Here is a 23201-nt window from a genome sequence, read left to right as displayed (position 1 = left end):
CAGACCTGTAATAACCTACTATTTTAGTCTGACTTGTACTATACTGGTCACTGCCAGTGCAGGCTTACCCTGTACTCACCGCCGGAGAATGCTCTGGCCGGCTTTTTGGAACCGACCTCTTGCAGCCCTGAGTGCATCCGCATTCTTCGACAAGGAGGTTCGTATGTTAAAAAAATCAGTCCCGCTATGGATGCTTGCCGGAATAAGCATCGCTTTACTGATGCCTGCGCCGGTGATGGCCACGTCCGACCAGGCCGGACGTCACCAGATCATTGATGGCGTATCGATCTATTTCGGTATTTTACCGATTCAAATGGCGCGAAATGAAGCCGATGAGTTAAATCTTCCCACCAGGGTATACAAGGAGAATCAGCGCTATTATGTGCTGTTTGCCATGTTCGATGCAAAAACGGGCAAACGCATCGTCAATGCAAACGTTAAAGCCAGGGTGGAAGCCCTGGGGGGCCTCGACTTCTCCGAAAAAGCGCTGAAGCCGATCCATATCGACAAACTGGTCAGCTACGGTAATTACTTTCATCTGGCCGACCCCGATATGTATCACATCAAGTTCTCGGTTTCCCTGCCGGATCAACAACAGCCGATCAACGGTACGTTCGACTATCATCGTCCGCCATCCAGCATCGCGATGTACTGATCCGATGTATCAGCAAGGCGGCGATTACCGCCTTGCTGATAACCCCTCAGACGACAGGCAAAACGGGATAACGAATGCACTTGCCTGTATAGGGAAGCGATGATGTGTCGGCACTTCCGAGCGAGCCATGGATGGCCGCCAGGTGAGCGGCAGGATGCAGTGAACCCAATCAGGCGCGTAAGTGACTGATTTGTAAGCAAAGATAAAATGCCCCGGGTATCATGCCCTCGCCCTGCGGGCGACCGTTGGCCGTCCAGTCGGCTTCCTGCCTCTTTGTCACGCTTTTGTCTTTGCGAACTGATGTTTGCCAGGAGGGCAATCAATCAGCATCTCCATAGATATGCCAACAGATCCCCTGTGATGACAGACCTGCACCACCAATTTTTATAGTCTGCGGCATCATGGAGGGATTTCAGCATGAAAAAAATGCTATTCGCGTTATCGGGGCATCTTCCCTGCCGGCTGATCAAAGTGGAGGGACAACCTTATCTGGAGCGATATTACGTTGGCTCCCTGTTTGGCTTTACAGCTTTTTTACATCGATTCATTGCAGCTGATGGCGACAGGGAAGTGCATGATCATCCCTGGCGGATTGCCATGTCGATCGTGCTTTCCGGCTCCTACCGCGAAGAGTGGGTTCGTCACATCAACCTGCTCGACCAGGCCGGATGGACAGCCAAAATGCGCCACGTCCGCTGGTTCAACTGGATACCCGGCCACCGATTTCACCGCATTGCCGATGCAGAACCCGAAACATGGACCCTGTTCATCCATGGGAAACGGACAAAAGGATGGGGGTTTCTCAATCACCATGACAATGTCGTCACCTATCACCAGCCTCGCGATCTGACAGAAGCAGGTGATTGGCATAAAACCTCTTCCAGCGGCAGGGATTCGGACAGAGTGCCCATGCCGAGGTAAAAGAGCTCGCCCGGCGCCCGGCTTTATCTCACAGAAAAACGGCTGTATTCCCCGGCTGCCATGGCTGAAACTTTGTCATGACATTTATGAACAGAGGATCCTGCATCCATTGGCTGTGCCATCGCTGCAGATGGCGCAATGGTAAATGCCCGAAGTAGCCTGTATCCACCGCAGCAAACTGGCGAACGAAGGGAAACAGTGCGGCATCCGCCAAAGAGATATCATCACCGAACAGATAGATGGAATCCTGTAGCTGTTGATCAAGTCGGGCTAGAAACACCATTGCCTGCTTCAGATGCCCGGCCCGTAATTCCTCCGGCGGTCTCTTTTGCTGCTCCAGCGCCGGGACAAACCGCTCCGGATATTTATATCGATCAAGATGATGCTTGAATTCGCTGTCATTCAATGCAATCAGCGTGAGCATTTCATCCCATGTTCCTGACTCCGGCTTAAGCCAGCTCTCCGGATCCGATTGCTCCAGAGCCCAAAGCATAATATCCAGACTCTCATCAATCACACGGCCACCACAGAGGGTCAAAACAGGCACCGTCGCTTTCGGTGATACACCAATGAGTGCTTCCGGTTTGGCTTTCAGCACCACCTCGCGTAATTCGCACTGAACAGCTGCATACGACAGAGCCAGCCTGGCCCGGATCGCATAAGGACAACGTCTGAAGCTGTAGAGTACGGGACAGGTCACTCGTGTATTTCAACGGGGTCAGCTTTCATTTTGCTATCCCTGTACGCTTTGGATTTGCGATCGCCGCCCCTGGCCTTCGGTGATGCCTGCCTTTTCGTTAATGTTTCAACCTGCTCCTTGAACGTCCCTGAGCCAAGCACCCATGATTTGTTCGTCGCCTCACGAATTTCATCGAGCAGCGCTGAGTCCATATCCGCCTCAAACAAACGGCTGTAAGCCTCGCAACGCGCCTGCGGATGATTGCCGAGCTGCAGATACAGCGCATGCGCAGTCACCAGATCGCTCTCATACCCCTGGGCATTATACTCATAGCTTGACCATGGATACTCGCCGGGATGCTCCACCATGCCCGCACGGACCGGATTTAGTTCGATATAACGACTGCATGCCATCAGATATGCTTCCGAATCAAGCACGGTGGACCTGTAACGCCCCTCCCAAAGCGTACCGGTTCGCTGGTACTGACGATTGAAATACTGAACATAATAGCGGCCCAGTGATTGCATCACTTTTCCGATCCCGTTCCCTGTATTCGGAGTCATCAACAGATGAACATGATTGGGCATCAACACATAGGCATGCAACTGACAATCAAACCGCTCGCAGACCATCGCAAGCTTTTCCAGATAGAACTGATAATCCTCATCGGCAGCGAAGATCGCATCGCGGTTATTGCCCCGCTGAATCACATGCTGTGGCTGGCCGGGTAATATAAACCTGGGTTGACGCGCCATGCTTTCACCTCACTTAAAAAATGAGCAGAAGCTTAGGCGTCACCATTGCCAAATTCAATCGAATCTGACCCCTTGTTTATCAGTGGTTTTCTGCAACCACATCGCCAAGCCGGATGTAGGTCTCAATCCCCTTCGCTGTATTATTCAGAATGTCGGCAGAGGGAGCCCACCTGCCCTTTTCTCCACATAAAACCACGGTACTGCCACCAAAAAGAAAATATCCTTTTTCATCACCCTTTTTAAACGGCCCGGCTTCATCAAAGGACTGCACGATTTTACCAACACAGGTAGCACCTACCTCGATATAGGCAAGCTTGCCGAAATGCTCCGTTTCCAGAATCGCAACGCGCCTCTCGTTTTTGATAAAAATATCCTGCCTGTATTTCAGGGCCAGCGGATTGACCGAATGCAAATCACCGGGAACAGAAAAAGCCTGCAGGGTTTTGCCATGATCCGGATAGTGGTAACGATGGTAGTCGACCGGACAAAGTCTCGCGATCATCAGCGGGCCACCGGTAAAATCTTTGGCCAGCTCCCGATTTCCAATCAGATCAAGTGCGCGCAACATCGATCCCTTCACCGGAATCGTGAGATCGTCAGTCATATTTTCATGGCCGAAGTAGCGTGCTTCCGCAAATGCCCCCATTTCATGATCGTTCGGGGTAAAGGTTCGCTGCCCCTCCTTAAATTCACGGATAAAGAACTCGTTGAATGATTGATAGGATGTTTCAATTGGATTCTCTGTAAAAGAGCCCTTTTTATATTGATCAATCCGGATGTGAAAATTCCTGATAAAGGGAGCGACTTTTTTGGCCGACTTCGGACTATCCTGAGTGTTTCCATAAAACCGGCTGAACCATTTGCTGGCAATCACAGGCCCAAGCATCCGCCCGACGGGATTGCCATAGGCAAACTTGACCATACCATCGCCATAGACCTTTTCGATCTCGATCTTGTTTGCGTAACGGTTAAAAACCTGAATTTCAAAACCTTTGCTCATTGCATGGAACCCTTTGTCCTTTTCTACTGAAGCGATGATATCATGTGAATCGCAGCAGGCTTTGTATATGCCCTGATCAGGATTCGTCAATTTCTGCTGATTGCACCTCTATCAAGTCAACAACAATGCAGAAAAAGTCCGATCCGGCCCTGACGCCTGTTTATGCCTCTTCCACGGCCATGACAGCCATCTTCATGGTGCTGTCAAATGATTCCGCGCCTGCAATGAACAGGCCGTTATGGCAGAACATGGCATCATCAATACCGGTCACCGCTTGCAGCTCGGCACCGGACAGGCCGGCCCATGCTGCAGGCAGCGACTTCCTGTTTTCAAATGAACCGTGCTCAACCGGTACGGTCTGAATGCGCCACTCACCGGTTTGCGATGGGTAAATCACATACAGCGCTTCCTCAGACAGGGTGCGTACAGTTTTTTTCCACGGCGTATATTGCTCAAGTACAATCACGCGCGGATCGGATGCCTGCTCAATCGCTTTAGCCACAATCGCTTTGGCGCTGATACCACCCTGTGCTGCGGCAATAAAGCGGGTTAACACGCGCACTGCGAAATCAACCGCTTCATGAAAGGCAGTATCAAAAGAGGTATCTTCCTGCCATGTCGGGTTAAACATGCCAATCGTCTGGCTAAGGCTGATGCCTTGCTGAATCCCCTCCACATGACCGCAATCAACGGCATCAATCGTAGAGACCAGGCCTGCGTCCACCGCATCGGCAACCTCCTGACTGCCATGGCACATATCCACACCATATTTCTGCCAGATCAGACCGAATGACGAATAGGGTATGCCATTTTCGCGCGCACCGGCACCACCCCGCTGATGATGATCGAAACGATCCCTCTCCGGATCATATTCCAGCCCCACATCAATCACGATATCAGCCTTCGCGATCAGCTCCGGGTTACGTGTGCGCATCAACTCAAAAGACGGGAGCAGGCTTTTGAATACAGCGACGCTGAATACATCATCAGCATGAAAATTACCGTTGTGTGTTACGATCATTTTATCAGTCATTTGTTGGCTACCATCGCGAATAGAAATTCAGGCAACCCTACCTGTTTCCCGATATTTTTCCTCCCTGCTTATCAAAGGCAGACCTATGCCACTTCGCTTTCAAAGATAAATAACCAGAATAAGGCCTCTTATTCACATCATCCGTATAAAACCCTTATCAACCAGGTATTGATTTCCGCCACAGGCAACAGATGATCCATATATGGATATCGAACTGCTCGACAACTTCGCCCATCGCCAGCTGCTCAATGCCGAGCTGCATCAGCATCCCTACGAGCCGCTGTCACCACCTGTACGAGTATTTTACATTGCCATGCTTGTATCCCCCGAACAACGTGGCGCTGAAGGCATACACCTGCAGCGCCTGCTCGAACATTTCGGCCACAAGCTGGAACAGGGCAGCAATCGCATACGCCGGGATTTTGGCGATTTCCGTTTCAAGATGGAGTGTCACCAGGAATTCACACGCTACAAATTCGTGTTTCCGGTCAGCGATCAGATGCAACAGGATCCGTTTGCAGATGACCCTATGCCACCATTTTTAAAATCATGGCTGACAGGACTGCCCGGCAAAATATTGATCGCCATGGATCTCCCCGTACTGCCTTGCCCGACTGATACTCCACAAACAACGCTGGTCGAACGTTTCAGCAACTGCTTCAACCAGCAGGCACTAACCGCCTCACAAGCAGGCCGAAGCGGCGGACTGGTAATCAGCGATTTTATGATTCGAAGTGATGGCATTGTTCGCATGCTGCTCTTCTCCCGCTCCTCTATGCCATCGCAAAACGGACGTCTGGTACTACGCCTGCTTGAAATAGAGACGTATCGCATGCTCGCGCTGATGGCACTACCGGATGCCAAAGCGCTGCTCAGGGTATTGCAACATGCCAATACAAGACTCACTGAAATCACTGAGGCGATTGCGGAAAGCGGAGGCAATAAAGATGAGGAGTTGCTCGAAAATCTGACGGCTCTGGCTTCGCACGTGGAGAAGCTGGTCGCCGCTAATTATCACAGGCTCTCGGCCTCGCGAGTCTACTTTAACATGATCACGCAGCGACTGGATGAACTGCACATCAAATCGGTGGAGACAACGCCTTCAATCGACGGCTTCCTTAAACGGCGTCTGGAACCATCACGTATGACCTGTGAATCGGTATCACAATGGCTTGACCAGCTTTCGCAACGCGTCGCCCATGCAAGCCAGCTTCTCAGGACCAGAATCGATGTTCGTCATGAGCAGCAGACCCATGAACTGTTAAAAGCGATGAACAACCGCTTCCACCTGCAACTCAGACTACAATCGGCGGCTGAGCTACTATCTATCGCCATCTTCACCTACTATGCAGTTAACTTACTGACCTATGTTGGTGAAGAGGTCTGTGCCTATTTTTCTCTGAACTTCGATCCGGTACCCTTCAAAGGTGTTGCCGCCCCCATTATGGTTGGCGTTGCCTTGCTGTTTATCTGGCAGTCACGAAAAAAACGTAAAATCGAGTAGCAGCGATGGATCCGAATATTCTGCAATCCAGTGTAAAATAGACGGCTATCATAACAATGTCGCACCGAACAGGTTCGAACGGCGGCATTTAAAAGCGCTCAAGTGTATATAGAAAACATAAAGGCGATTCATACAGCAATGAAGAAGATTAGAGATCAACATCATCTCATATCGCAATATTCGATCCCGGCGTATATCGACCTTCTCGTCAATCATTCAGCGCATCTTTATCAAAGTTCCGCCTTGCTGGAAAAAGCATGTCAATATGCGTGGCATGCACAGGACACTGAGTCCGAGATGCCGAGCAGCCTCGATGTCGCAATATTGCTAAGCCAGTTAAGTGCCGATGAGACAACGATAATTGTATGTTTACTCAGCGACAGCCGGCTACGCTCACCTGAGTTTCACAAGATCATTCAACGTGAATTTCCTGATGAAGTACTGCAGATGATCAAAGGGCTTGAAAAACTGCATGGGTTTAAAGCCGGAAAACAGAATGGTCATGAACAGTCCGAGCGTTTGAGACGCATGTTATTAGCCATGGTGGATGATGTACGCGTCGTGCTCATCAAACTGGCCTATCGGGTGCAGCGCCTCAGGGAACTGGCAACAGCCGATGTCGAAACACAAAAAGCGGTTGCCGCTGAATCACTGGAGATCTTTGCTCCGATCGCCAACCGACTGGGTATCGGACAACTGAAATGGGAGCTCGAAGATCTATCATTTCGCTATTTGCAGCCTGAAACCTATAAGCGCATTGCCAGGTTGCTGGAGGAAAAAAGAAGCGGACGCGAATCCTATATTCGTCAGGTTGTCACAGAAGTTGATACGCTGCTAAAGAGTGCGGATATCGATGCCAGGGTTTATGGAAGACCCAAGCATATCTACAGCATCTGGTCAAAAATGACCCATAAGAACAAACAGTTTTCAGAATTGTTTGATGTGCTGGCCATCAGGGTCACGGTCAATACCATCACAGAGTGTTATACCGCACTGGGGCTGATTCATGGCCACTGGCATTATATTGCCAACGAGTTTGATGACTATATCGCCAACACAAAAGCCAATGGTTATCAGAGTCTGCATACAGCCGTGTACGGACCGGAAGGGAAGCCTGTCGAAATTCAGATCAGAACCAAAGCCATGCATGAATTTGCAGAATTCGGTGTCGCAGCACACTGGCGTTATAAAGAGCGTACCAAACAGGATGAAGTGCTGGAAAAAACCATTCACTCGATCAGAAAATTATTGGAAACACCGGATAGTGAGGATGAAGAGTTTTTAGCCAGCTTTAAAACAGAACTGTTCTCTGATCGGGTGTTCGTGTTAAGCCCGGATGGAAAAATCATTGACCTTCCACAAGGCTCGACCCCTCTTGATTTTGCCTACGCCATTCACACAGAAATCGGTCACAAATGTCGTGGCGCCAAAGTGAACGGTCAGATCGTTCCGCTGACCACGCAACTTCAAAATGGTGTGCAGGTCGAGATTTTAACCACGAATCAGGCTAGCCCCAGCCGCGACTGGCTTAATCCCAACCTGGGTTATATCACCAGCAACAAGGCACGCTCAAAGATCAAAGCCTGGTTCCGGCAACAGGATTACGAGCAACATGTGATGGATGGCAAAACCGCGATCGATCGCGAACTCAAACGTATGCACATTGCTAACCCTGATACGCAAAAATCGCTCGCTCATTTCAAAGTGAACAGCGAAAAAGAGTGGCATGCCAAAGTAGGACGCGGCGATATCACATCCCGTCAGTTGGCTTATGGATTAAATCATATCTATTTCGACGATCCGGTTCAGGCATTACCCCAGTCAAGGCTCCCCGGACGCAAGCTGAAAAACACAGGCTCGCATGATCAAGCGATCAATGTTTGCGGTGTAGGCAACCTGTTAACCTATATGGCCAACTGCTGTAAACCCGTTCCCGGAGATGAGATTATTGGCTTCATCACACACGGCAAAGGGGTTTCGGTGCACCGGCAGGATTGCATCAATATCCTCAATCTGGAACATGAAAAGCAAAAGCGATTGGTCTCTGTTGAGTGGGCGGATCATGATCACCAGACCTTTGAGATCAACCTTTCGATCCAGGCTGTTGATCGCACCGGCCTGTTAAAAGACATCACAAGCATCCTTTCCGATCTGAAAGTCAACGTACTCAGTGTTCATACCCTGTCCAATAAAGATACGCAAATGGCAGATATGCAAATCATGCTGGAAATCGAAGACCTCGAACAACTGCAAAAAGTCTCGGATAAAATCCGGCAGTTACCGAATGTGCAAAAGGTCTATCGCCAGAGGGCATAAGATTCGGGACAGATGCCTGAAGCGACTCAGACTCCCTGATTGGTTATTGCAACCATATTGGCATGCAATCATTCAACCAACGAACTCCCGACTGCATGGCAAGCCTCAAACAATGATTGTTCGAGGCCTTGTCATCTACGGCACGAGCGATGGCAACACCGCCAATCATCATGGCAAGCAGTGCAAGCGACCTGTTCCGACTGTCAGCAAAATCCTCAGCCATCTGCGCATCAAGTGGGGTGGCAGCTTTTTTGAAAGCCTTTCCGTACGTACTGCGCACATCAGCTTCGCGGTTGGCAACATCAGTCACCAGAAACGCCAGCGGACAGGGTGATTGACTCTGATCCACATGTGCCGGATCCAGGTACTGTTGTATGAGTTCAAGCACCATCGCTTTTCCCGATGCTTGTATGATGCCTTCGACTGAAGCTATCACTTGCAGCCAGATCAATAGCCTCGGCATACAGCTGCTGCTTTGATTTGAAGTGCGCATAGAAAGCACCATGCGTCAGATCGGCATCCCGCATGACGTCAGCAATTGAAACACCATCAAATCCGCGCGATGAAAACAGCCTGATCGCACTTTGAAGAATCCGGTTCCGACTGATTTGCTTCTGTTGTACTGGCCAGGACATCGCTCGCCTCAGCATATGATATAGATCATATGGTATCACCTTCTAAGGTAGCGACCGGAGATACGCAACAGATAAGGAGATGCTGATTTATTGCCTACAGGAACCACTGTTACCGGGTGCTCAATTTCACCCTCTCCTTCTGCGAAAGGAATGAACCGGCCATACAAAAAACGGCTATTGCTGTGGCCTTCCATGATCCGGGCATCTGGAGCCATGGCACTTTCGATTATCTCCCTCACGCCAAAACACTGGCTTGCGAATATCTTATTGAGCATGGCCTTAATGAATGGCATGAGGAGATAGAAGCCATGATCGGATACCATCACAAATTCACACCATACGGACTGCATCCCGAATGGCTTGCGGAATCATTTCGCAAGGCCGACTGGATCGATGTTTCAAAAGGATGGCTGGCCTTCGGTATCGATGCCTCCTTTCTGAAAGGTCTCATTGCCGCATTTCCCAACGCAGGTTTTCATGCACGCCTGAAATCGCTCACTGTCGAACGATTTAAAAGCCACCCATTCAATCCACTGCCGATGATGCGGCTTCAGATCGAGAAGCAGGAGTGGATATCAGACCTGACAAAGAACCTAGAGCCGCAGGGCAGCTCTTTACTTTATAGCAACACCACGGATAACTTTAAAATACAATAAAAACCCTCAATGAAGGCACACTATCAACTAAAGAACTGGCCCCGAATCTTCGCGATTGACGATGTGAATGCAGTCTATGAAGAATTGCAGACATCTAATAGATTCAGGGAAAGCTCAATCAACTATTCATTCATGGAGCAACCAATATGCTGCATTTTCAGCAGTTCCGTATTTCAGATAACCGCTCAAATTTTTCCGATAAATCGGGTGCCGTCCCCCACTGCTGGGGATTAACCTCAGCCAGGAAGCCTCTGCTCTTCTTCGGCGGACTCGCTCTGGCGCTTTTTGTGAGCGGCAGCGCATTTGCCGAAACTTCGAACGCCTATTGCAAGGCAGCGAGTGGTCTGGGCTACTGGATTTATGAAATCGATGATCAAAACAAAAGCTTCAGGTTGCGAGACGACTCCCACCTGGACTTTCTCGAGTTTCCACTCAGTGAGGATACCAGCTACAAAGAGCGTGTTGTCTCCTTCTCAAAAAAACGCATCAAATATTGCCGTCTGATCAAGTATCGGAATGATGAGGTTTGCTACACACTCGATCGAGTTAAGTGGGAATTGACGACACAACACTTTGCGGGGGAAGTAGCCGGCGACCACGCAGCTCATGGACAACACGGTCTGGCAAAAGAAACCGGCGGACACGGAGCCCACAGTGATCCGGCAAAGCAGACAACTCGACACGCTTCGAAGAGAGAAGCCCTGGCCCCCGAAAAAACCCCATGCTCGCAAGGGCTGCCATCGAGGAGATCAATCGCAAACTGATCGCCCGAAAGCCTGACCCGGACTTTATGGGTGAATCTTCTCTTTGTTGCAGGTCACTAAGGAAGCGCTGATTCATTCGGCGCTTCCGTGCGAGCAATGGACGGACGCCACAATCCGGCAGGATCGCCGGATTGGACGGCTCTGCCGCCGCCAGGTGAGCGGCAGGATGCAGCGAATCAAATCAGACGCGTAAGTGCCTGATTTGTAAGTAAAGGAAAAATGACTCGGGCATCATGCCCTCGCCCTGCGGGCGGCCGTTGGCCGTCCAATCGGCTTCCTGCCTCTTTGTCACGTTTTTGTCTGTACGGACTGATTTTTGCCAGGAGGGCAATAAATCAGCATCCCCCTAATTTATAAGCGTATTGCAAAATAATTTCGCCTGCTTCCGTGTGGATCTAGAGCTCCACTTGTGACCACTCCTGGATTTACCTTCGGCAATCTACATGGGGGGAAAATTTTTTTTGGGGGGGGGGGGCTGAGCGACAGCCATGCATGCCTTTCGAAAATACGATGGTGTCGCATTGGACATGGCGTTCATTCGGCGCATGCTGAAATTCCGTGCGAAACGCGTGAAAACAGACCACCCCACTGCTGTGGCCCTATCTTTGCTTCTGATGATCGTGCGGAAGAACGCAATGCAGCGTTTGGCAGCAAAAATTGTGACTCAATATCTCAAAGGGGCTTTACATGACACCGATTCAATTAAGTTTTTTTAAAATCACCGTGGCAATTGCAGCAGTGGATAACAACATCGATGACTACGAAGCCAGGCGAATCAGGGATATTGGGAAAAAAATGGAAATTCCTGGCGATATCGTGGATCAAGTCATCAAAAAAATGCTCTCGTTCGATAGTGAAAAGGACATGGTTGAATGGCTCAGCAGTGATATCGTTGCCATCAGCCGGCAATCCAAAGGGGTGAGACAAAGCATGCTGGACTCCATGAACCGCTCCGCCAAAAATGATGGTGATGTATGCCCTGATGAGGCCTCACTTCTGAAGCAGTGCATGAAGGCTTGGAGTATCAGCATCAACGAATAACGTAGCCCACACAAACCACGCTTGCCCGCAGATCTAAAGGGGACGCTACCCTTTTTGGGATCAACTTCCGGTAAAGACAAAATTCAGTGCTGCAATAATCTCGTCCCGATAGCATTGAAGATTGGTGATCGACTCTCCCAGAACAGCCAGAGATACACCTGCAAGCTCTGCAGTAGATAACACAAACCGTTCGCCATCCACCTCCAGTACCGGATTCAGATGAAGCATCGGTTTTGGAATCGACTCGTTGGTATACAGCGGGATGACCACCCGAGTGGCCAACACATCCAGCAGATCGGCCTGAACATCAAGCAAGTATGGAATAAATGCGTTTGTATCCGAATTTGGATTTTGATAAAGGTCGAACTGCGCCATCAGAAGCGCCGCAGTCCGTCACTGAACGTCCCTTGCTGCTCAATACGCTTGTTATACGCCTTCACCCGCTCTTCATTTTCAGCCAGCCACGCAGCACGTTTCTTTTCACGCAGTATACTTTCCAGCGACTGCTCCAGAGTCTGGGACAAATTAATCCCCATCGCTTTTGCCTGATCAATCAGGCTCTCATCGATCCGCAGGTTCACAGCCCGTTTAAGCGGTTTACTCATCAGATACCTCAGCACAATTTGCGCGCATGGTTTATACGCACAATACACCTTCATTTGACGGATCGCCAATCAAGCGCCAAAAAAAAGCCCCCTGCCAGCACGTAAACCGGCAGAGGGCTTTGATGTGTTGAAGCGCGGTCGGTTACTTCAGCTGATCAAGGTTACGGACTGCACCCTTGTCGGCAGAAGTGGTCAGGGCTGCATAGGCCTGCAGGGCTTTGGACACGTAGCGATCACGATCCACCGGCTTCCAGGCAGCAGCACCTTTCGCTTCCATGGCGGCACGGCGGCTGGCCAGCTCCTCATCGGAAACAACCAGCTGGATCGAGCGGTTCGGGATATCGATTTCAATCTTGTCGCCCTCTTCCACCAGACCGATGGCACCACCTTCAGCCGCTTCCGGAGAAGCGTGGCCGATGGAGAGGCCTGAGGTGCCGCCGGAGAAGCGGCCGTCGGTGAGCAGTGCGCAGACTTTGCCGAGGCCCTTCGACTTCAGGTAGGAGGTCGGATAGAGCATCTCCTGCATGCCGGGGCCGCCCTTCGGGCCTTCGTAGCGGATGATCACGATATCGCCGGCAGCAACCTTGTCGTTCAAAATACCGTGAACAGCATCGTCCTGGCTCTCGAACACGCGGGCAGTACCGGTGAACTTCCAGATCGATTCGTCCACACCAGCCGTCTTCACGATGCAGCCACGCTCGGCAATATTGCCGAACAGCACGGCGATCCCCCCCTCTTTCGAGTAGGCATGTTCGAAATCACGGATGCAGCCGCCCTCGCGGTCCAGATCGAGCGACTTGTAGCGCGCATCCTGAATGAAGGCCTCCTGCGTCGGGATACCGCCGGGAGCGGCCGCGAACAGCGTGCGGGCAGCCGCATTGGCCTCGTTGACGATATCGTTGGCATCGAGCGATGCGCCGAGTGTGGCGGTATGTACGGTCGGCACATCGCGGTGGATCAGGCCGGCGCGATCCAGCTCGGCCAGAATCGAGGTAACACCACCGGCACGGTGCACATCTTCCATGTGGTACGCCTGCGTGGCTGGTGCCACCTTGCACAGGCACGGCACTTTGCGTGACAAACGATCGATATCGGCCATGGTGAAATCGACACCGGCCTCCTGGGCACAGGCCAGAAGATGCAGCACGGTATTTGATGATCCGCCCATGGCGATATCCAGCGCCATCGCATTCTCAAACGCTTCAAACGTGGCAATCGAGCGCGGCAGAACGCTTGCATCATCCTGCTCATACCAGCGTTTGGCATTCTCCACCGCCAGACGACCGGCGCGCAGGAACAGCTCCTTGCGATCGGCGTGGGTCGCCACCAGCGAACCGTTGCCCGGCAGGCTCAGACCCAGCGCTTCGGAGAGGCAATTCATCGAGTTGGCGGTAAACATACCCGAGCAGGAGCCACAGGTCGGACAGGCCGAACGCTCAACCGCATCGACATCTTCATCGCTCTCATCGGGACTTGCGGCCATCACCATCGCATCAACGAGATCGAGATGCAGCTCGCGGTTGTTCAGCGTGATCTTGCCCGCTTCCATCGGCCCACCGGAGACAAAGATGGCCGGGATATTCAGACGCAGGGCTGCCATCAGCATACCGGGGGTGATCTTGTCGCAGTTGGAGATGCAGACCATGGCATCGGCGGTGTGCGCATTGCACATATACTCCACCGAGTCGGCAATCAGATCGCGGGACGGCAGCGAATAAAGCATGCCGCCGTGGCCCATGGCGATACCGTCATCGATGGCGATGGTGTTGAACTCCTTGGCCACACCACCGGCTGCCTCGATTTCACGCGTCACCATCTGGCCCAGATCCTTCAGGTGGACATGGCCCGGTACGAACTGGGTGAATGAGTTGACCACAGCAATGATCGGCTTCTGAAAATCCTCATCCTTCATGCCGGTGGCGCGCCACAGCGAACGGGCGCCAGCCATATTACGGCCATGGGTCGAGGTACGGGAACGATAAGCAGGCATAGAAACTCTCCAAGTCAAAAACGTGTGCGAAGCGTAACGGCAAACAAATGCTTTCACCACAGAGGGCAGAGAGTTACACAAAGAAAACCTTAAATCGATTCGCTGGTGGCAATGCCTGCCCCCTCCAGCCTGCACAAAGACATACCATGTACCAGTTTATGACCATACCCTGCGAAACTTTGGGGTGAAGATATGGATGTGAGCATTTGACAAGGGTGGAGTCGCACCGGAAACTTTCGCTTATGAATGCACAGGCGCTGCTGGAACAGCTTTACGACACCCCCGAATCCGAATTAATCGCACAAATCAAACAACTGAGAGCCGACCTTGGCGATCAGGTACTGATACTTGGACACCATTATCAGCGTGAAGAGGTGTTCGCTTTCGCCGATATCACCGGTGATTCGCTAAAACTTTCGCAGAAGGCGGCAGAAACTGATGCGCCCAATATTATCTTTTGCGGCGTACACTTCATGGCCGAGACTGCCGATATTCTGACGGCCCCACATCAGGTGGTACTGTTACCAGATCTTGCTGCCGGCTGCTCCATGGCCGATATGGCGGATGATGAACAGGTCAACCGCTGCTGGCGTGAACTCTCGGAAGTCATCAATCCGGATGAGTGCGTGACACCGGTGACCTATATCAACTCCACTGCGGCGCTGAAATCATTCTGCGGTGAGCACGGCGGCATCGTCTGCACCTCCGGCAATGCCCGCAAGATTCTCGAGTGGTCGTGGGCTCAGCGTGAAAAAATACTTTTCTTCCCCGATCAGCATCTGGGAGAAAACACTGCCGTGACCATGGGTATCCCCGATGATCAGATGATTATCTGGGATCCGGCCCTGCCGATGGGCGGCAACAGTCGTGACGCCATCGAGCATGCCCGTCTCATTCTTTGGAAAGGTTTCTGCTCGGTACATCAGCTGTTCAAAACAGAGCATGCCGACACCATGCGACGCAACCATGACGGCATTGAGATACTTGCGCATCCTGAATGTTCGCGGGCCGTATGCGAAACCGCCGATTTCGTCGGCTCGACCGAAATGATTATCAAGCATGTCGCAGAAGCACCGGCCGGCAGCAAGTTTGCCATTGCCACCGAACTGAACCTGGTTAACCGCTTGCGCCTTCAGTTTCCTGATAAACCGATCTGGTTTCTCTCGCCGATGGTCTGCATGTGCTCCACCATGTTCCGCACCGATCCGCAGCACCTCTATGCGGCCCTGCTCTCGATTCGTGATGGCAACATCACCCACCAGATCATTGTCCCTGACAACCAGAAACGCCTGGCAAAACTGGCACTGGAAAGGATGTTAAGCCTTGCGTAAAAACACCTCCCCCACCTGTACCGCAGCACTGTTAACCCTCCTGTGCTGGAGCATGCCCGGCCAGTTGCTGGCTGCTGATCCGGATGAGGATGCGTTGCAGGAGAGTATTGCAACCTTCAAGGAGGGGGAAAACAGCGTTTACGCGCCCAGAACCATTGAGCGGGCCGAAGCCTATCTCGGTGCCGCCCTGATGGCCCGGCAACAGCAAAAAATCGATGATGAGCGTGCCGCACTGAACATGGGCGAACAAAGTGTCGCCGAGGCCAGACAAACGGCTGAAGGATTCCGCTCCCGCTTCAGTCAGCTGCTGGATCTCCGTGAAACGGCCACCTCCATCGCTAAAATCATCGCCACATCAAGCCAGGGGGCCTCTGACCGCACATCGGCACAGGCACTTGCAGACGCCAACAAGGAGCTGCAACTGGCCATTTCAACCCATGAACAGGGTGACCTTAATCAGACGCAGGAACACGCAGCAGCTGCAGAGAGCGGTTATCGCAAATTGCTGGATCAGTCCCTGCCCTGGCTGGCTGACCTGGCGGAAAACGATATCGGCAAAGCGGCCAATGCCGGCGCCAAACAGTTTGCACCTGAAACCTATCGCACCGCAAAAGAACGGGTGGCGGCACTGCGCAACTATATCGATGGCATTGACCACACACCACCCGCCCACCCGGCTGAAGCGCTTTATCTGGCGCAGGAGTCCAAGCATCTTGCTCAGCAGGTGAAGGTATGGCGCAAGGATTCAGGCAGTCATGAGTCGATGGTTCTGGAGAACCGTGACTTTAAACTCAAACTGGCAACGATACTGGGGATGGAAATCGATCAACAGAACTCGATGATCAACAATATCCCGCGTGAAAAGCTGCTGACTGCAGCCAAACAACTGAAAACAGCACTGGCGGATGAGCGCAGTGCCCGCAAGGCTGAACGCAAGGAGATGAAGCAGCAGTTTGAGGCAGAACTGGCCAAACGCCTGGACGAACAGCGCAATGAACTGGCGCAGGCGCAACAGTCGCAGATGAGTGATATCCGTGAGGCATTCAAGGTAAAGCTTGAGCGGGAAACCTATGAACAGAAACGCCAGCAACGCATGCATGCAACCTTCAAGCAGGGTGAAGCCGATATCTTCGTCAATCTCGATGGCTCACTGCTGATTCGACTGAGCGCGCTCAAATTCGCCAGTGGCAGCAGTAAAATCAATGCCAAATATTATGATATGCTGGGCCATCTTAAATCCGCCATCGCCATTTATGCCGATCGCACCGTGCGCATTGAGGGCCATACCGACGATCAGGGTGATGTCAAAGTCAATCAGGCCCTCTCGCTCAAACGTGCGGAATCGGTGCGTGATTTCCTCATCTCTGCCGGTGCTGACGGCACCCATCTGAAAGCGCTCGGTTATGGTGAGGTTCGCCCGATAGCCAGCAATGAGTTCGAAAAAGGCCGGGAAATGAATCGTCGCATTGATGTTATTATCGAGGCTGCTGCCACTAAATAGCCAGAGCACTGTCACCTGAAAGATTGGCACAACTCGTGCGTACTCTTTCATCAGATATGAGGAGCTATCATGACAGAACTGGAACGAATGGATGATCTGCCGGAACCACTGCGTAGCGATGTACATCGCCTGCTCAGCGACTATCAGCATGACTCCCCCTACAAGCGGGCCATTGTTGTTGAGGCCATGCGACTGCTCAGCGGTGATTACAATAATGCCGACATCAAAATGCTGGCAAAAACACTGGCTGAGTTGCGCAAGGGGCTGAATGTATTCAAGCCCTACCAGTCATGGCGCAAGGTTGCAGTCTTCGGCTCGGCACGCACTGCTCCAACCAGCCTGCGCTACCAGCATACGCGCGACTGTGCCCGTGCCCTGAAAGAGGCCGGCTTTATGATTATCACCGGTGGTGGTGGTGGCATGATGCAGGCGGCCAATGAAGGGGCCGGTGAAACCAACTCCTTCGCCATCAACATCAACCTGCCGATGGAGCAGCAGCCTAATCCCATCATGGATGGCTCCCCCCGCCACTTCTACTGTCAGTATTTCTTCACCCGCAAACTATTCTTTCTCAAAGAGAGTGATGCGGTCATCCTGACAGCCGGCGGATTCGGTACACTGGACGAAACATTTGAAACCCTGACCCTGCTGCAAACCGGCCGTAACCCGCCGATACCGGTTGTATTGCTGGAGGCACCCGGCGATGACTATTGGGGGCCGTTTACCCACTCATGGATGCGCCGCCTGGCCAACGATCACCTGATCGATGCCGATGACCACCACCTGCTCTACCATACCGACAACATTGAGGCAGCGGTCGATTATATCAGCGACTATTACATCAACTATCACAGCTTCCGCTATGTCGGCCAGTGTACCCTGCTGCGCCTGCTTAACCCGCTGAATGATGAGACCATGCAAAGACTGAATGCCGAGTTCAGTGATGTGCTCTGCCAGGGCACCATTGAGCAGGTATTCGGCTGGCCAAAATCAGATGACCCCTGCTATGCCCATCTGCCGCGTTTGCGCATGCATCTGGATCGCAGACGCATGAGTGTACTGCCGCAGATTATCCGGCGCATGAATGCGCTGTATCAGAACAGCAATAACAGCTGAAAGCGAAGGCATCATAAGCAGCGGCTGCACAGGTGTGGCCGCTGCCTGTCACCACCTCTACTTTCGCTCTTCCTCCTGACTGCGGGAAAGCTCGCCACGCAAACGCTCCAGTGCAGCCTGTGTCTGCTCAAGTTCGCGCAACAGATCATCTTTTGACGGTGGCTGCCGCATGGAGGCCAGACGCTCCTGCTTCGCCTCTTCAAGGTTATTGATCACCACCGCAATAAACAGATTGATAATCACAAAGGTTCCCATAATCACAAAGGAGACAAAGTAGATCCAGCTGTATGGATTCATCTCCATCGCCGTGTACATCACCGATGTCCAGCTCTCCAGGGTGACAATGCGGAACAGCGTCAGCAGTGAAATCCCCAGGTCACGCCAGTGCTCCGGATCATGTTCATGAAACAGCTGCTGACCGGCGACGGCATAGATATAAAAGATCACTCCCATCAACAGCATGATATTGCCCATGCTTGGAATCGAACGGATCAGCGTCTCAACAATCAGGCGCAGCTCAGGGATGGCCGTAATCAGACGCAACACCCGCAACAATCTCGCCAGTCGTGCCAGCATCGCCATTTCGCCGGTGCTGGGCAGCATGGCAAGTAAAATGATAGAAAAATCAAACAGATTCCAGCCACTGCCGAAATAGAGGCGCAGCCTGGGAGCAACGGCGAAGATCTTCAGCATCGCCTCCCCAATAAAGATCGAGAGAACGATTCTGTTCCCCCACTGAATGAGCCCGCCATAGGTGGCACTGAGCTCTTCAGACGTCTCCAGTCCAATCAGGACAGCGCTGAACAGAATCACTGCAATAATAAAATATTCGAAAGCACGGGCTGAAACCACGCGCCGGGCAAGCTCTTGCACCGTTTATCCCTCCGTTCTCAAAACTGCCGCGCATTGTGATAATGCCCAGACAGCGAAGCAACCACACAGATGAAGCATACCTGTATACCCGAGGTTGACGCTGCCGGTGATGGTCGCAAGTCTGCACTGCATCAATTCTGGAGGATCTCATGGGATACAATGTTTACGGCGTAGGCAACGCTATTATGGATATGCAGGTTCGCTGCTCAGATGAATTCCTTGCACTTGCCGGCATCGAAAAAGGCATCATGACACTCGTCGATGAAGAGCGCCAGAAGCATGTGCTGGACGCGCTGGCTGATCATCAGGTGAATTACTGCTCCGGCGGCTCCGCTGCCAATACGATTGTCGGCATTGCCGATATGGGCGGTACCACTGCCTATGCATGTAAAACAGGCAGCGATGGCTTTGGTGAGCAGTATCTGGATGAGATGAAAAAGATCGGTGTGGCCATTGAGGTTGCATCCAGTGCCGGTCAGACAGGCAGCTGCGTGGTGCTGATCACCCCCGATGCACAGCGCACCATGCTGACCAACCTGGGCATTTCCGCCTCACTCTCGGCTGATGACATTTCGGAAAGTGAAATTGCCAAAGCCGAATATGTCTATATCGAAGGCTACCTCTTCGCCGGCGACAGCACCCGCTCTGCTGCGCTGCGTGCCATTGAGCTGGCCAAGAAGAATCACGTCAAGGTTGCCCTGACCATTTCAGATCCGTTTCTGATAGATATCTGTCGCGATCAGTTCCAGAGCCTGATTGAGACATCCGTTGATCTTCTCTTCTGTAATGAAGAGGAGGCGCGCGCCCTGACCGGCCTTGAGGATCCGATTGCCTGTGCGCATGCCATCCACAAGCACTGTGCCAACGTCGCGCTGACACTGGGTAAAAATGGCTCAATCATCATGCATCAGGGCGATGCACTGCCGGTAGAGGGGGTTATTGTCGAGGCCATTGATACAACCGGCGCCGGTGACATGTATGCTGCAGGTGTGCTTTATGGCATTACCAATGGCCTGACATGGCAACAGGCCGGCCACCTGGGTTCGCATGCAGCTGCACGCGTGGTTTCGCAGCTGGGCGCCCGACTGCCAAACCCGCTGACACAGGATGAAATTCAGCAGCTTCTCGCCTGAGATCAGACGAAACTCAACGACTAATCGATACCTTTGGAGTCATCATGAAACTGATTACAACCGCTACGGCATCTCTGCTCATGCTGCTTGCCCTTTCAGCCTGCTCGCCGGAACCGGGAAGCGAAGCCTGGTGCAATAAAATCAAGGATACACCCAAGAGTGACTGGAGTGCGAATGATGCCGGCACCTATGCAAAATACTGTATTCTTGGCCAGTACAAAAAGTAGAGCGTTATTTCGGTAAGTAAAAGGCCGCCTGAAACATGGCGGCCTTTTTTATTGATCCGTCACCTTGCTGGCGCGGGTTCGAATCCCGAAAGAGACGAAGGCATCACCGGCAACCATCAAACAGCGCCGACAGCACCTGTCAGCTGCAGCGATCACAAGGCGGCAGCAGAAATAAAAAAAGCCCGGAAACATAAGCTTCCGGGCTTTCGTTTTTCGAATCAATCAAGATTCTTGTTTGGTACTCCCAAGGGGAATCGAACCCCTGTTTCCGGCGTGAGAGGCCAGCGTCCTGACCGCTAGACGATGGGAGCATCTCTCTGCGGGCGGCGATTTCTAACCTTGCAGAGAGCCTTCGTCAATCGAAAATTTCAGACAATATTTCCGACAACATGTTTTCACCGCCTTTGAGGTTACGCTTGGCAAGAAATGCACTGGCACCAGCTGCCAATGCAAGCTGCTGGTCATGTTCACTTTCTCGCGTCGCAATAATCAGAATCGGTGTATCCTTCAACGCCTCCTGACTGCGCAGACGCGAGATCAGAGTGATGCCATCCATATCCGGCATATCAATATCGGTCACCAGCAGGTCGTAATCACGCAAACGAACCTTTTCGAGCATGTCAGCCGCACCGATCGCCGTATCAACACGACAGCCAATCGTTTCAAACATCGCCCTCTCGATCTGCAAGGCCAGTGAGGAATCATCTACCAGAAGAACATGGCGCTGAATCGGCTGCGGTATCGCATCCCTGACCCTCTCAAGATCAATATCAGGCGCTGTTCGCCACATCATCTTCAGCCCGTTCGGCTCCAGCATCAACAACACCGAACCATCGGCAATAATGGCACAGCCCATCAGCCCTGCCGGACGATAGTGCCTGAGGTATGGATCCACCTCACGCAGCATCACCTTCTGACTCTCAAGCAGCTGATCAACCACGACCGCCAGATAACCATCCATATGGCTGACAATCAAAACACTGCTGGCTGAGTGATCCCGCGCCTGAACGCCTGCGACCATCTGCGCCATATCGATCAGAGGTACGCGCTGCCCCTCATAATCAATATAACCACGCGCATAAGGGCCATGACCCTGTTTGATCACCTGCTCCTGTAAAGGCAGGACCTGCTCAACCAGATCCTCCAGCATACCGAACTGCTGTCCGGCCACAGTAAAGATCATCACCTGCTGCAAACCAACCGCAGCCGGTACCGTCAGGCGGAATCGAGTTCCCCTTCCCTTTTCGGTACGAATATGAATGGTACCGGTCAGCTCACGAATGACATCCTGGGCAATGGTCATACCCATGCCCCGTCCGGCCAGATCAGTCACGGTAGAACGGGTAGAGAATCCAGGCTGAAAAATCAGCTCAAGCATCTCATTTTCGCTCATCTCGTCAGCTTCCTGAGCACTGATCAAACCAATGGCTATGGCCTTTCTTGCAATCGCATCCAGATCCAGGCCGGCACCATCATCCATCACATCGATACAGACCATGTGCCCCTGCATGGAAGCAGCAATAACAACCTTGCCCTCTTCGCGCTTGCCACGCTCCAGACGAGCCTCGCTGCTTTCAATGCCGTGAGCGATGGCATTATTGATCAGATGAACAAGCGGCTCCATCAAGGCTTCAGCCGTCAACTGATCCATTTCAATTTTGTCACCGGCCAGCGTCAGCTGAACCTTTTTACCGGCACGTGCCGCAACATCCCGCACAGTGCGCGGAAAGGCTGCAAACACAGACGAGAGCGGGCGTAGCATCAAACCGAATACCTGATCGCGCAAGTCATCCAGCATCGCTGTAGAACGCTGGTGATGATAGCGAAGCTCGCCGGCAAAGCCCTGCAGTTGACGTGCCTGGCGCTCAATATCTATCTGCATGGCCGCCAGGGCCTTGGCCTGCTGCTCACCCTGTCCGAGCGAAGCCAGAGACTGCATACGCCCTTTAAGAGCGAGCATTTCATCGGCCAGGCTGCGCAGCTGTGTTTCAGTGGCATCCGAACGATAGCGATCCGTACCAAATTCAATGATCTGATTGGAGAGACGCAATAATCTGGTTCGATCCACACGCAGGAATGTATTCGCAGGTGGTGCTGAATTCGTTGAAGGTGCCGGAGCCGCCGGAGCCGCCGGAGCCGCCGGAGCCGCCGGAGCCGCCGGAGCCGCCGGAGCCGCTGGAGCCGCCGGAGCCGCTGGAGCCGCTGGAGCCGCCGGAGCCGCCGGAGCCGCCGGAGCCGCCGGAGCCGCTGGAGCCGCTGGAGCCGCTGGAGCCGCTGGAGCCGCTGGAGCCGCCGGAGCCGCCGGAGCCGCCGCAGCCGCTGGAGCCGCTGGAGCCGCCGGAGCCGCTGGAGCCGCTGGAGCCGCTGGAGCCGCTGGAGCCGCTGGAGCCGCTGGAGCCGCTGGAGCCGCTGGAGCCGCTGGAGCCGCTGGAGCCGCTGGAGCCGCTGGAGCCGCTGGAGCCGCTG

26 protein-coding genes and 1 tRNA gene are annotated in these 23201 nt (G+C 52.7%); 14 read left to right on the top strand and 13 right to left on the bottom strand.

What is annotated here, in order from left to right:
- Positions 1–163 precede the first annotated feature (163 nt).
- Together FEF65_RS06165 and FEF65_RS06160 are read left to right on the top strand one after the other, a co-directional pair.
- Entirely contained in the window at positions 164–655 is a 492-nt protein-coding gene (locus tag FEF65_RS06165) for a hypothetical protein (protein WP_138238936.1), read from the top strand.
- A 417-nt stretch (positions 656–1072) separates the two neighbouring features.
- Entirely contained in the window at positions 1073–1576 is a 504-nt protein-coding gene (locus tag FEF65_RS06160; protein ID WP_138238935.1) for a hypothetical protein, read from the top strand.
- A 28-nt stretch (positions 1577–1604) separates the two neighbouring features.
- On the opposite strand, the gene FEF65_RS06155 is transcribed toward FEF65_RS06160, so the two are convergent.
- From FEF65_RS06155 to FEF65_RS06140, 4 genes are all read right to left on the bottom strand, one after another.
- The gene (locus tag FEF65_RS06155; protein ID WP_138238934.1) at positions 1605–2276 is read right to left on the bottom strand and encodes a glutathione S-transferase; all 672 of its coding nucleotides are present in this window, start codon (positions 2274–2276) and stop codon (positions 1605–1607) included.
- Positions 2273–3010, bottom strand: a complete 738-nt coding sequence (locus FEF65_RS06150) for an REP-associated tyrosine transposase (protein ID WP_138238933.1) — start codon at positions 3008–3010, stop codon at positions 2273–2275. The genes FEF65_RS06155 and FEF65_RS06150 overlap by 4 nt, the downstream gene beginning before the upstream one ends.
- Positions 3011–3089: 79 nt before the next feature.
- Positions 3090–4010 carry a phosphatidylserine decarboxylase gene (locus tag FEF65_RS06145; protein ID WP_138238932.1) on the bottom strand — a complete coding sequence of 307 codons (921 nt, stop codon included), beginning with the start codon at positions 4008–4010 and terminating at the stop codon, positions 3090–3092.
- Positions 4011–4170: 160 nt separating this feature from the next.
- The gene (locus tag FEF65_RS06140) at positions 4171–5043 is read right to left on the bottom strand and encodes an MYG1 family protein (protein ID WP_138238931.1); all 873 of its coding nucleotides are present in this window, start codon (positions 5041–5043) and stop codon (positions 4171–4173) included.
- Between the two features lie 202 nt (positions 5044–5245).
- Between FEF65_RS06140 and FEF65_RS06135 the strand changes: the two genes are divergently transcribed.
- Complete coding sequence (locus FEF65_RS06135) at positions 5246–6547, top strand: DUF3422 domain-containing protein (RefSeq protein ID WP_138238930.1); 1302 nt, start codon at positions 5246–5248, stop codon at positions 6545–6547.
- 297 nt (positions 6548–6844) lie between these two features.
- Positions 6845–8863 (top strand): RelA/SpoT family protein, encoded by a 2019-nt coding sequence (locus FEF65_RS06130; protein ID WP_238701220.1) that lies wholly within the window; start codon positions 6845–6847, stop codon positions 8861–8863.
- Between the two features lie 43 nt (positions 8864–8906).
- Here the strand turns inward: FEF65_RS06130 and FEF65_RS06125 are convergent, their stop codons facing one another.
- From FEF65_RS06125 to FEF65_RS06115, 3 genes are read right to left on the bottom strand one after another with little or no spacing between them, the layout of a single operon-like run.
- A complete protein-coding gene (locus tag FEF65_RS06125; protein ID WP_162530329.1) occupies positions 8907–9356 on the bottom strand; it encodes a hypothetical protein in 450 nt (149 codons plus the stop codon).
- A complete protein-coding gene (locus tag FEF65_RS13790; protein WP_161595188.1) occupies positions 9244–9498 on the bottom strand; it encodes a TetR/AcrR family transcriptional regulator in 255 nt (84 codons plus the stop codon). Before FEF65_RS13790 ends, FEF65_RS06125 begins: the two co-directional genes overlap by 113 nt.
- A 35-nt stretch (positions 9499–9533) precedes the next feature.
- The gene (locus FEF65_RS06115) at positions 9534–9791 is read right to left on the bottom strand and encodes a hypothetical protein (RefSeq protein WP_138238926.1); all 258 of its coding nucleotides are present in this window, start codon (positions 9789–9791) and stop codon (positions 9534–9536) included.
- A 15-nt stretch (positions 9792–9806) separates the two neighbouring features.
- On the opposite strand from FEF65_RS06115, the gene FEF65_RS06110 reads away from it, so the two are divergent.
- From FEF65_RS06110 to FEF65_RS06100, 4 genes are all read left to right on the top strand, one after another.
- Positions 9807–10154, top strand: a complete 348-nt coding sequence (locus FEF65_RS06110; RefSeq protein ID WP_138238925.1) for a hypothetical protein — start codon at positions 9807–9809, stop codon at positions 10152–10154.
- 146 nt (positions 10155–10300) lie between these two features.
- On the top strand, positions 10301–10918 hold the full coding sequence (locus FEF65_RS06105; RefSeq protein WP_138238924.1) for a hypothetical protein: 618 nt from the start codon (positions 10301–10303) through the stop codon (positions 10916–10918).
- A gap of 488 nt (positions 10919–11406) precedes the next feature.
- Positions 11407–11634, top strand: a complete 228-nt coding sequence (locus FEF65_RS13615; protein WP_238701219.1) for a hypothetical protein — start codon at positions 11407–11409, stop codon at positions 11632–11634.
- A complete protein-coding gene (locus tag FEF65_RS06100) occupies positions 11606–11959 on the top strand; it encodes a tellurite resistance TerB family protein (RefSeq protein WP_138238923.1) in 354 nt (117 codons plus the stop codon). The genes FEF65_RS13615 and FEF65_RS06100 overlap by 29 nt, the downstream gene beginning before the upstream one ends.
- Positions 11960–12019: 60 nt before the next feature.
- Here the strand turns inward: FEF65_RS06100 and FEF65_RS06095 are convergent, their stop codons facing one another.
- The 3 genes from FEF65_RS06095 to ilvD form a co-directional block, all read right to left on the bottom strand.
- Entirely contained in the window at positions 12020–12334 is a 315-nt protein-coding gene (locus tag FEF65_RS06095; RefSeq protein ID WP_138238922.1) for a CcdB family protein, read from the bottom strand.
- Positions 12334–12564 carry a type II toxin-antitoxin system CcdA family antitoxin gene (locus FEF65_RS06090; protein ID WP_138238921.1) on the bottom strand — a complete coding sequence of 77 codons (231 nt, stop codon included), beginning with the start codon at positions 12562–12564 and terminating at the stop codon, positions 12334–12336. The genes FEF65_RS06095 and FEF65_RS06090 overlap by 1 nt, the downstream gene beginning before the upstream one ends.
- Before the next feature lie 142 nt (positions 12565–12706).
- Positions 12707–14554 carry a dihydroxy-acid dehydratase gene (ilvD, locus tag FEF65_RS06085; RefSeq protein WP_138238920.1) on the bottom strand — a complete coding sequence of 616 codons (1848 nt, stop codon included), beginning with the start codon at positions 14552–14554 and terminating at the stop codon, positions 12707–12709.
- Positions 14555–14796: 242 nt separating this feature from the next.
- On the opposite strand from ilvD, the gene nadA reads away from it, so the two are divergent.
- The 3 genes from nadA to FEF65_RS06070 all read left to right on the top strand — a co-directional run bounded on the left by nadA (position 14797) and on the right by FEF65_RS06070 (position 18502).
- Positions 14797–15885, top strand: coding sequence for a quinolinate synthase NadA (gene nadA, locus FEF65_RS06080; protein WP_138238919.1), 1089 nt, complete (start codon positions 14797–14799; stop codon positions 15883–15885).
- Positions 15878–17386 carry an OmpA family protein gene (locus FEF65_RS06075; protein WP_138238918.1) on the top strand — a complete coding sequence of 503 codons (1509 nt, stop codon included), beginning with the start codon at positions 15878–15880 and terminating at the stop codon, positions 17384–17386. The genes nadA and FEF65_RS06075 overlap by 8 nt, the downstream gene beginning before the upstream one ends.
- 69 nt (positions 17387–17455) lie before the next feature.
- The gene (locus FEF65_RS06070) at positions 17456–18502 is read left to right on the top strand and encodes an LOG family protein (protein ID WP_138238917.1); all 1047 of its coding nucleotides are present in this window, start codon (positions 17456–17458) and stop codon (positions 18500–18502) included.
- A 57-nt stretch (positions 18503–18559) separates the two neighbouring features.
- Here FEF65_RS06070 and FEF65_RS06065 read toward each other — a convergent pair whose 3' ends face one another.
- Positions 18560–19375 (bottom strand): ion transporter, encoded by an 816-nt coding sequence (locus FEF65_RS06065; RefSeq protein ID WP_138238916.1) that lies wholly within the window; start codon positions 19373–19375, stop codon positions 18560–18562.
- Between the two features lie 149 nt (positions 19376–19524).
- Here FEF65_RS06065 and FEF65_RS06060 point away from each other — a divergent pair, with 149 nt between their 5' ends.
- Together FEF65_RS06060 and FEF65_RS06055 are read left to right on the top strand one after the other, a co-directional pair.
- Positions 19525–20508 carry an adenosine kinase gene (locus FEF65_RS06060; RefSeq protein WP_138238915.1) on the top strand — a complete coding sequence of 328 codons (984 nt, stop codon included), beginning with the start codon at positions 19525–19527 and terminating at the stop codon, positions 20506–20508.
- Positions 20509–20552: 44 nt separating this feature from the next.
- Positions 20553–20735: a DUF3012 domain-containing protein gene (locus FEF65_RS06055; protein WP_138238914.1), complete on the top strand. Its 183-nt coding sequence runs from the start codon at positions 20553–20555 to the stop codon at positions 20733–20735.
- Positions 20736–20971: 236 nt separating this feature from the next.
- Here the strand turns inward: FEF65_RS06055 and FEF65_RS06050 are convergent.
- Positions 20972–21046: transfer RNA gene (locus FEF65_RS06050), tRNA-Glu, on the bottom strand.
- 44 nt (positions 21047–21090) lie between these two features.
- Positions 21091–22803, bottom strand: a complete 1713-nt coding sequence (locus FEF65_RS06045; RefSeq protein ID WP_238701217.1) for a hybrid sensor histidine kinase/response regulator — start codon at positions 22801–22803, stop codon at positions 21091–21093.
- 8 nt (positions 22804–22811) lie between these two features.
- On the opposite strand from FEF65_RS06045, the gene FEF65_RS06040 reads away from it, so the two are divergent.
- Positions 22812–23201 (top strand): hypothetical protein (locus FEF65_RS06040; protein ID WP_238701216.1); only part of this gene is annotated, 390 nt, incomplete at its 3' end.

The organism is Mariprofundus erugo (genome assembly GCF_005818865.1).
GTDB classification, from domain to species: Bacteria; Pseudomonadota; Zetaproteobacteria; order Mariprofundales; family Mariprofundaceae; genus Mariprofundus; species Mariprofundus erugo.
This window is presented reverse-complemented; position numbering and strand designations above follow the sequence as displayed.